Origin of the sequence: Aeromicrobium sp. (genome assembly GCF_050700635.1) — a bacterium.
Classification (GTDB): Bacteria; Actinomycetota; Actinomycetes; order Propionibacteriales; family Nocardioidaceae; genus Aeromicrobium.
Map to the genome: position 1 here is coordinate 1 of NZ_JBOHDT010000029.1, position 8,789 is coordinate 8,789.

An 8,789-nucleotide genomic window follows, 5' to 3' on the forward strand; every position below is an offset into this window, starting at 1 on the left:
CACCGGCCCGAACCACCCGTCGGCTCCGATGCCGACGACGACCACCTTCTCCATGAGGCCCGAGGCTACCGCTGCCCCAGGGCGTGTCTCTTCCCCACCCGGTTCGGAAAGGGAGCGGTGCGCCGCGCCCGATCCGGCAAGGCCGAGGAGGGAGGCGCACCGGTGTTGTGCGGCGACCGACGAGAACGCCGCCGGTCGGGATGCGGGCCGCGGTCGCGCCCGTTGGGATCGGGAGACGCGCCCTAGGCTCAGCCTCCCTGGACGACCGGGTAGATGTGGTCCGCGAGCAGGCCGTGGGCCTCGCGATGCACCGTGATCGCCGTGTCGGCGTCCGGCGCTTCGACAAGGCAGAACACCTTGCCGCTGGTGTCGTCGACCCAGTACGACTTGTAGTCGACGCCGTACTTCTCCTGGATCTTGACATCCTCCGCGTGCGCGCTCGCCACGTCGGACGCTGTCGCGCCGTCGGGGAGCTCCTCGTGAACGTCCATGAAGAGTGGCATTTTTCCTTCTCCTTCGAACGGTTTCATCTGACACACTGATCGTCGTGGCAGGCTCCGTCGTTGACCATGACCACGCCCCCGCCGATCCTGACCGGGACGCCACGGCTGTGCTCTCGGACGCCTTCGCGCACCTGCGCGTCCGTGGCGCGATCTTCCTCACCGGGCTCTACTCGGAGAAATGGGCCTACCGGTCGGTTCCCACCGAGGACATCGCAGCGCTGCTCATCCCCGGCGAGGACCGGGTCATCCTCTTCCACCTGATCGGAGCCGGCCGGTGCTGGATCGCGACCGAGGGCGGCGAGAAGCACTGGGCGAACGCCGGCGACGTGATCGTGCTCCCGTACGGCGACGACCACCGGATGGGCGGCTCGGCGGAGACCTCCGTGCTGGCCGCGGCCGCCGACCTGGTGGCCGACCCGCCCTGGGACCGGATGCCGGTCATCGAGTACGGCGAGGGCGGCGCGCGAACCCAGGTGATGTGCGGATACATGCTCTGCGACGACCCGCTCTTCGACCCGCGGATGGGTGCGTTGCCCCCGGTGTTCGTGGTCAGCCCGTCTGGTGCGGCCCGAAAGTGGGTCCGGGCCGGCATCGAGTACGCCATGCACCAGACCAAGCTCGTCGGCGACGACCGGTTCGCGGTCCCGCCAGAGATCCCGCAGATGCTGCTCACCGAGGTGCTGAAGCTGCACCTGGCGAGCGCACCAGCCTCCGATCCGGGATTCGTCACCGCGTTGCGCGACCCGGTCGTCGGGCCGGCGATGGCGCTGATCCACGAATCGCCCGAACGCAAGTGGACGGTGACCGACCTCGCCGCCGCGGTCAACGTGTCGGTCTCGTTGCTCGACGACCGCTTCCGCGAGGTGCTCGGGGTCGCGCCGATCCGCTATCTCACCGGCTGGCGGATGCACGTGGCCCAGGACCTCCTCGCGTCGACCGACCTGGGCGTCGGCTCCATCGCGCGTCGCGTGGGCTACGAGTCGGAGGAGGCCTTCAGTCGCGCCTTCAAGCGGCTGCACGGCGAGGCGCCGAGCATCTGGCGCGCCTGAGAGACTGGGCAGTGTGACCGATCTGTCCGACCGTTATGGCACCCGGGGTCGACGCCGCTGGCTGTGGCCGGTCGTCGCGACGGTGGGCGTGGTCCTGGGTGTCATCTGGGCCGCGTGGATCGCGTTCCAGCCTCGACCGGTCACGGCCGAACTGTACGGCTACGACGTCGTCGACGACCACCGCGTCGATGTCACGCTCAACGTTCATCGGCCCAAGCCGATCGCCGTGCGGTGCACTGTCTACGCCCAGTCGCTGGACCACTCGGTCGTGGGCGAGAAGACCGTCGATGTGCCGGCCGGCGACCGCGAGACGACCCGGGTGAGCATCTCGCTGCAGACCGAGAGAAGGGCCGTCACCGGCGTCCTTCGTACGTGTCAAACCTTGGATTAGGTGGTAATCTGGATGCTTCACCCCGGGCAAGATGCCTGGGGTGCCGCACGTAGAGGAGTGTGCTTTCGTGACTCAGTCAACTGAGACCGAGACCATCTGGGTGACGCAGGAGGCCTTCGAACGCCTTCAGGAGGAGCTCGAGCATCTCAAGACCGACGTGCGCGCCGACATCACGGCCAAGATCTCTGCCGCTCGCGACGAGGGAGACCTGAGCGAGAACGGCGGCTACCACGCCGCCCGCGAGGAGCAGGGCAAGAACGAGGCCCGGATCCGCCAGCTCGAGGACCGGCTACGCCGCGCCGAGGTCGGCGACAAGCCGGCCGACGACGGCCTGGTCGAGGCCGGCATGAAGGTCACCATCCGCTTCGCTGGCGACACCGACACCGAGACGTTCCTGCTCGGCTCCCGCGAGCTGCTCAGCATGGACAGCGCGGTCGACCTCGACGTCTACTCCCCCACGTCACCGCTGGGCGCGGCCATCCTCGACAAGAAGGTCGGCGACGAGGCCACGTACGAGGCCCCCACCGGCTCGACCATCACCGTCCAGATCGTCGACGCAGTTCCGTTCTAGGGGTCGTTCCGACCGGTGGCAGGTCCCACTCGTCGTCAGGCGTCCTGAGGATCGCGACGCCGACCACCGCGAAGGCGAGACCGTTCGCCGCCCAAGCGGCGGCATCAAGAGCCGGGCTCCCGAGGATCACGAAGGCCACGAAGTGGGCTGGTTGCGCGATCATCGTCACGACCGCCGCCCACGTGGGCACGGCACGCACTCGCAGGAGAGCGATCCCGAGCAGCACGGTGCCGATGACGTGGCCCAGGACGAACACGCCCGCGGCGATGCCTGACGTTGGATGAACGGTTTCCGCGAGCTCGGCCATTGTCGACTCGTCGAGTCCCGCTCGAGCCCCCGTCCACAGCACGAGGTCGCTGCCGATCATGAAGATCAGGGCGAGGTACCCGGGGACGACCAGCAGCATCGCGGCGGCCGTCATCCTCGGGGCTTCGCGCCGGGTCAGTCGACCGACGGCGAGCACACCCGGGAGCAGGGTGAACGTGGCGATCAGCCCGAGCCAGAGCACGGTCGACTGTCGTCCCTCGGCCGCCAGCACGCCGGCGGCCGTCTCGCTCGGAGTCGTGGCCGAGAAGTACGGCAGGACGTGGCGCAGACCGGCGACCGCGAGCGGACCGATCGGCAGGATGAGGGCAGCCAGGACGCGGGAGGCGTGACGCAGATCGACGCCTTCGGCCAGGCCGGCTTGAGAGCTTCGGGACATGAGACCTCCAGGTGAGCTTGGTGCTTCCTGAAGCGTCGCGCCGATCCCTTCACGAGGGATGGGGCGCCGTTCCCGAATCCGGCAGGACGATCTCCCGGGTCGGCCGGGAGTGGGTTCCGGTGTCAGAGAACCGCGTGACCGATCTCGACCAGCCGCCGCGCAACCTCTGCCCGGTGATCGGGGCCGCGGGTCGCACCCTCGATCGCGACGTCGACCTCGCGCACTCCGATCCCTTCCTCGGAGCGGTCGTGGGTAACGTTGATGACGTTGACCTGCAGGGCCGCGAGGTCGGACAGGAGACGCATCAACCCTCCCGGCCGGTCGGAGATCCGCACCCGCAGGTGGATGAAGCGACCGGCGGCCACGAGGCCGTGCCGGATGACGTCGAGCAGCAGCAGCGCGTCAATGTTTCCGCCCGAAAGCACCGAGACGACCGGTCCCTCGAACTCGCCCGGGCGGTCGAGCAGGGCGGCCACGCCGGCGGCCCCGGACGGCTCGACGAGCATCTTGCTGCGCTCGAGCAGCCCGAGCAGCGCCTGGCTCATCGACTCTTCGCTCACGGTGATGACGCCGTCGAGCTGTGCGGCGACGATCTCGAACGGGATGTCGCCGGGTTTGGAGACCGCGATGCCGTCGGCCATGGTCGGACCCATGACGGTCGCGAGCGGATGTCCTTGCGCGAGCGACCCGGGATAGGACGCGGCGTCCTCGGCCTGGACGCCCACGATGTGCACGTGCGGATGTCGTTCGCGCAGCAGTGCGATGCCGGCTGCGAGCCCGCCGCCGCCGATCGGCACGATGATGGTCTGGACGTCAGGCACCTGCTCGATGATCTCGAGGCCCACGGTGCCCTGGCCGGCGACGATGTCGGGATGGTCGAAGGGGTGGATGAGCACGGCGCCGGTGCGATCGGCGAACTCCTGCGCGGCCACAAGGGCCTCCGTGACGCCCGTGCCCGAGAACTCGATCTCGGCTCCGTAGCCCTGTGTGGCGGCGACCTTGGGCAGCGCCGCACCCTCGGGCATGAAGATGGTGGCCTTGGTGTCGAGCATCGACGCGGCGAGCGCGACCCCTTGCGCGTGGTTGCCGGCGCTCGCGGCCACGACGCCGCGGGCGCGTTCGGCCTCGCTCAGCCGCGAAATGCGCAGGTATCCACCGCGGATCTTGAACGAGCCGGCCCGCTGGAGGTTCTCGCACTTGAGGTAGACCGGCGTACCCACGCGCGTCGTGAGCCACCGCGAGTGCAGCGAGGGGGTCTCCTCGATGACCCCGTCGAGCACGCCGCAGGCAGCATCGACGTCGGAGAGATTCACGCCCGCCACCTTAGGCCACGTCTGCTCAAGCCGGTTCCGGTTCAGGTGGGAGCTCTTCTGGGTCGCTCTGGAACTCCTGGGCGTCCGCTGCGAGGTGTCGCACGACTCCGTTGAGGCACGCGGCCAGCGGCACCGCGATGAGCGCGCCCACCACGCCGGCCACGACCACGCCGGCCGCGATCGCGATGATGATCGCGAGCGGGTGAACGGCCACGAGCTGGCCCATCAGGAACGGCTGCAGCACGTGCGACTCGAGCTGCTGCACCGCGATGACGGCGAGGAGCATGAACAGGGCGGTCCACGGGCCCTGCGCCACCAGGGCCACCAGCACCGCCACCATGCCCGAGATCAGCGCACCGATGATCGGTACGAACGCGCCCATGAACACCAGCACGCCGATGGCGAGCGTCAGCGGCACGCCGAGCGCCCAGGCAGCGAAGGCGATGCCCATCGCGTCGATGAGGGCCACGACGACGGTGGCGCGGACGAAGGCGGTGAGAGAACGCCACGCCGTCTGGCCGGACGAGTTCACGCGATCGCGGGCCGCACGGGGAAAGAGCGCGACGACCCAGCTCCAGATGCGGTTGCCCTCGTAAAGGAAGAAGAACGCCGAGAACAGGGCGATGAAGAAGCCCGCGACGACGTGCGTGATGGTCGTGCCGACCGCGAAGATGCGAGGGAGCACCGAGCTGTCTGTCGTGGAGATGGTGGACTTGGCCTCGTCGATCCAGCTCTCCAGCTGGGCGTCGCTGAGGCCAAGTGGTCCGGTGCGGGCCCAGTCCTGCACCTGCGAGATGCCCTCGACGATGTTGGCCTTGAGGTCGTCGACCTGGGTGGAGAGCTGTTGACCGACGAGCGCCAGCATGCCGCCGAACACCAGCAGCATCGCGATGACGACGATGAACGTGGCCAACAGGCGCGGGACGCGGTGCTCCACCAGCCAGTCGACCGCTCCGATCGTCAATGCGGTGCCGAGGACGGCCACGACGATCGGGACGGTGACCTCGGAGAAGTAGCGCAGCAGCCAGATCGCGACGCCGCCCGCAGCCGCGATGAGCAGCAGCCGCCACGCCCAGCTCGCGGCAATCTCGACACCGACGGGCACCCCGTACCTGTGTTCCACGTCACCTGTCACGCCGCCGAGCCTAACCGTCACCAGCCCGTCACCATCAAGCAATGGGCATCACGTCAAGGACGTCCGTAGGCTGGACGAGAGAGGTGGACACCATGATCTTCGGCAAGAGCAAGACCCAGCTTCCTGAAACCGCCGACGCCCTGCCCGGGCGCGAGGTGCGTCAGCACGCCGTCGGCAACCGGCACCTGGTGCTCGGCAACCCCATCGAGACCGATCCGCCCGAGGGCATGGAGGCCGTCGTCGTGGGCCTCGGCTGCTTCTGGGGTGAGGAGAAGACGTTCTGGGAGGTGCCCGGCGTCTGGTCTACGTCGGTCGGCTACGCCGGTGGCATCACGCCGAACCCCACGTACGAGGAGGTCTGCACGGGTCGCACCGGGCACGCCGAGGTCGTGCGCATCATCTTCGACCCGGCCGAGGTGTCGTTTCAGCAGCTGCTGCAGGTGTTCTGGGAGAACCACGACCCGACGCAGGGCATGCGTCAGGGCAACGACCGCGGCTCCCAGTACCGCTCGCTCGTCCTCACCACGACCCCCGAGCAGCAGGACCTGGCCGAGACATCACGCAAGCACTACCAGGAGCAGATGACGGCCGCCGGATACGGGCAGATCACCACGAGCATCCAGCCGCTCGACGAGTACTACTACGCCGAGGAACACCACCAGCAGTATCTGGAACGCAACAAAAACGGCTACTGCCCGATCCATGCCACAGGCGTCCGATACGAGGACTGAGCCGACGACGCGTCGATCAATGGGCGGATTCCCGACTCAGGAGAATCGTTCAGAACTTTCTCCGATTGGCTACGTCAAATCGCCCAGGATGGGCTAGTCCGATAGGTGGCCGAGCACACCAGAGGCCGGGCGGTCACCGCGGCCCAGTTGGAATTGGTGGCATTCGAATGTCCCGCGAGCGGCGACTGAGCCAACTGCGCCCATGTCAGCGGTCACGTGAAGAGTGTCTTCCACCGGCTTTCTTCAAGGCGATACACCTTGATTTCGGCCAGACCGGGACTAGGTGTCGCAGTACGAATGCAGCCGAGGGGGTCAGCCTTTTGGCCGTTCTTCAGCTGCCCGCCGCCGGGGTCAGCCTCGTTCGCCTTCGTCCTCAGGGGCTTACAGTGATCGGGGTCGCGCGAGAAATTGTGTTGTCCCTCATATGCGTCCAGAACCTGGATCATCAGCTTCGTCGCATCGCCCCTTGAGATGCGCACGTCCTGAAAGTTCTGAAATGAACCCTCGTCCATTGACTTGAGCACCGACAACTCCTTGGAAGGGTCGGCATCCGTCCATGCGCGAACTGACCGCACGCGGGCGAAATTCAGATAGTTGGAGTAGTCATTCGCGAGCCCATTGACCACGCAGACAAGCTGGACGTCGCTTTCGTTCTTCAGCGTCAGGGTCACGAGATTCTGATCGGGATCGATGGCAGCAAATTCTCGCTTCCTCGATACCCCCGCTGGTCGCTCATTCTTGGGAAGGATGCGCGGCACCCAAACGTTGACGACTCGCCCATCCAGCAGATTCCTAGATGAATAGTTTGCGATTTCCGAGTCGGCCGCTGCACGGATTTCGGTACGCGGGATCTCAACAAGCCCTTGCGGATCCTCGCATGTTGGCCGGAACAACGAAACGTAGTTCGAGATGTTTGGCGCCCAAAGCGCTAGGAAGAATGTAGTCAGTATTGACGTCAGGATGGCCGTCGGGATCGCCTCGATGACGCGACGCATGAAGCCCGGCCCTTTCGGGCCGCGAACCACTACTACCGGGGTGGGAGTGGGGTTGGGGGTTGGGATTGGGCCGTTCTCCATGGCGCCTCCCGGCGCTCCTTGATGTCATGGCATCAGGAACTGGTTTCTCTATTCAACGCCTTTCGAAGCCCTGATGATGGCAAATCCGTTGTTTTCCGATGCCGGACATCAGTCAGGGCAGGAGGTGTGGTCGAGGATTTGGCAGCCATGTGTCTCTACGAGACCAGTACGACTACGAGAATCTCCACGTCGTGGTTTGTGCACTAGTCCACCCTCCGGACCTTCCTTGGCTCACATCGAATTCGATCCACGCGTTGGGGCGGATCCTCCTGAGTGTCCGACCCGCGTCACTTCGGCTCCCCTCTGTTGTCAAGAACCCGATCGGACCACCGATGCCTCGGTGGTCTTTCGGCGACGCGGGGTCGGTTGTAGCGTCGGATTCGCGGGTCCGGGAAGTGGCTGATCCGAAGTGTCGATGTGAGGGGGCAGGTCGACCGCGCTGGATTTCAGAGTCGCCCCGCATTGCCCTCCCGGGCCCGTGCCGCGTGCTCGCGCATCGGTGAGGAGTTGTCGGTAGATCGCGTCGGAGATCCGGCGTTTGAGACAGCGCATTGCTTCCATCCGGGTCTTCCCGGCGGCGAGTTTGCGCCGGTAGTAGGCGCGACCTTCGGTATCGAGGCGGATCTGGGTGGCTGCGGCGATGTGGATCATGTGGTTCATCCGCCGGTTCCCGGCCCGCGAGAGCCGGTGGCGCACGGTCTCTCCGGAGGACGCCTCGATCGGGGCGGTGCCGGTCCATGAGGCGAACCGGCCGGTTGCGGTCGGTGAACCGGGCGACATCACCGACATCGGCGAGGACCCGGGCGGCAACGATCGGCCCGACGCCGGGCAGGTCCATCAGGTTCGAGCCGCTGGCTTCGATCAAGGCTTTGAGCTCGGTGGTCATGGCCTTCATCTTCTTCTCGACCACGACCAGCTCGGCCAGCTGTTCGGCGGCCAGCCGGCGGCGGGTCTTCCCGACCAGGTCACGAGGGCGCATCGAGGCGAGGATCGCTTTGGCCTGACCAGTAGTGATGTCCTTCTTCGCCTTCCCCGGAGTGAGTTCGGCAAGCAAACGTTGAAGCCGGTTCGCAGTCTGGGTCCGCTGTTTGGCGAGTTCCTCGCGGCGATCAACAAGCATCCGAAACGCCTCCAGCTCCGGGTCAAGTGCAAGCACCCGGAGGTCCTTCGCGCGGACCGCGGCGACCGCCACGGAGTGCGCGTCATCGGCGTCGGTCTTGCGGCCGTGCCCGGTGTCGAGCATCCGCGCCCGAGCTGCCAGCTTCGCCGGCACGTCGACCACCTGCTCCCCATCAGCGAGCAACCGCTGCGCCACCG

General features: G+C 66.7%; 10 protein-coding genes and 1 pseudogene. 4 read left to right on the plus strand and 7 right to left on the minus strand.

Going from position 1 to position 8,789, the window contains the following annotated elements:
• Positions 1-248 precede the first annotated feature (248 nt).
• The gene (locus ACRDPN_RS01975; RefSeq protein WP_431445649.1) at positions 249-503 is read right to left on the minus strand and encodes a DUF4242 domain-containing protein; all 255 of its coding nucleotides are present in this window, start codon (positions 501-503) and stop codon (positions 249-251) included.
• A gap of 44 nt (positions 504-547) precedes the next feature.
• Between ACRDPN_RS01975 and ACRDPN_RS01980 the strand changes: the two genes are divergently transcribed.
• From ACRDPN_RS01980 to greA, 3 genes are all read left to right on the plus strand, one after another.
• Positions 548-1,552, plus strand: coding sequence for an AraC family transcriptional regulator (locus tag ACRDPN_RS01980; protein ID WP_431445650.1), 1,005 nt, complete (start codon positions 548-550; stop codon positions 1,550-1,552).
• Positions 1,553-1,565: 13 nt separating this feature from the next.
• Positions 1,566-1,943, plus strand: a complete 378-nt coding sequence (locus ACRDPN_RS01985; protein ID WP_431445651.1) for a DUF4307 domain-containing protein — start codon at positions 1,566-1,568, stop codon at positions 1,941-1,943.
• 67 nt (positions 1,944-2,010) lie between these two features.
• Positions 2,011-2,514, plus strand: a complete 504-nt coding sequence (greA, locus tag ACRDPN_RS01990; RefSeq protein WP_431445652.1) for a transcription elongation factor GreA — start codon at positions 2,011-2,013, stop codon at positions 2,512-2,514.
• Here greA and ACRDPN_RS01995 read toward each other — a convergent pair.
• The 3 genes from ACRDPN_RS01995 to ACRDPN_RS02005 all read right to left on the minus strand — a co-directional run bounded on the left by ACRDPN_RS01995 (position 2,480) and on the right by ACRDPN_RS02005 (position 5,665).
• Positions 2,480-3,217 carry a hypothetical protein gene (locus ACRDPN_RS01995; protein WP_431445653.1) on the minus strand — a complete coding sequence of 246 codons (738 nt, stop codon included), beginning with the start codon at positions 3,215-3,217 and terminating at the stop codon, positions 2,480-2,482. The two genes, greA and ACRDPN_RS01995, sit on opposite strands and share 35 nt — an antisense overlap.
• Positions 3,218-3,339: 122 nt before the next feature.
• Positions 3,340-4,530 carry a threonine ammonia-lyase gene (gene ilvA / locus ACRDPN_RS02000; RefSeq protein ID WP_431445654.1) on the minus strand — a complete coding sequence of 397 codons (1,191 nt, stop codon included), beginning with the start codon at positions 4,528-4,530 and terminating at the stop codon, positions 3,340-3,342.
• Positions 4,531-4,555: 25 nt separating this feature from the next.
• Complete coding sequence (locus ACRDPN_RS02005; protein WP_431445655.1) at positions 4,556-5,665, minus strand: AI-2E family transporter; 1,110 nt, start codon at positions 5,663-5,665, stop codon at positions 4,556-4,558.
• A gap of 92 nt (positions 5,666-5,757) precedes the next feature.
• On the opposite strand from ACRDPN_RS02005, the gene msrA reads away from it, so the two are divergent.
• On the plus strand, positions 5,758-6,396 hold the full coding sequence (gene msrA / locus ACRDPN_RS02010) for a peptide-methionine (S)-S-oxide reductase MsrA (protein ID WP_431445658.1): 639 nt from the start codon (positions 5,758-5,760) through the stop codon (positions 6,394-6,396).
• Positions 6,397-6,608: 212 nt separating this feature from the next.
• Here msrA and ACRDPN_RS02015 read toward each other — a convergent pair whose 3' ends face one another.
• From ACRDPN_RS02015 to ACRDPN_RS02025, 3 genes and pseudogenes are all read right to left on the minus strand, one after another.
• Positions 6,609-7,391, minus strand: coding sequence for a hypothetical protein (locus ACRDPN_RS02015; RefSeq protein WP_431445656.1), 783 nt, complete (start codon positions 7,389-7,391; stop codon positions 6,609-6,611).
• 390 nt (positions 7,392-7,781) lie between these two features.
• Positions 7,782-8,261: a transposase gene (locus ACRDPN_RS02020; protein WP_431445657.1), complete on the minus strand. Its 480-nt coding sequence runs from the start codon at positions 8,259-8,261 to the stop codon at positions 7,782-7,784.
• A gap of 7 nt (positions 8,262-8,268) precedes the next feature.
• A pseudogene (locus ACRDPN_RS02025) lies at positions 8,269-8,715 on the minus strand (IS110 family transposase); the annotation flags it as partial.
• Positions 8,716-8,789 lie beyond the last annotated feature (74 nt).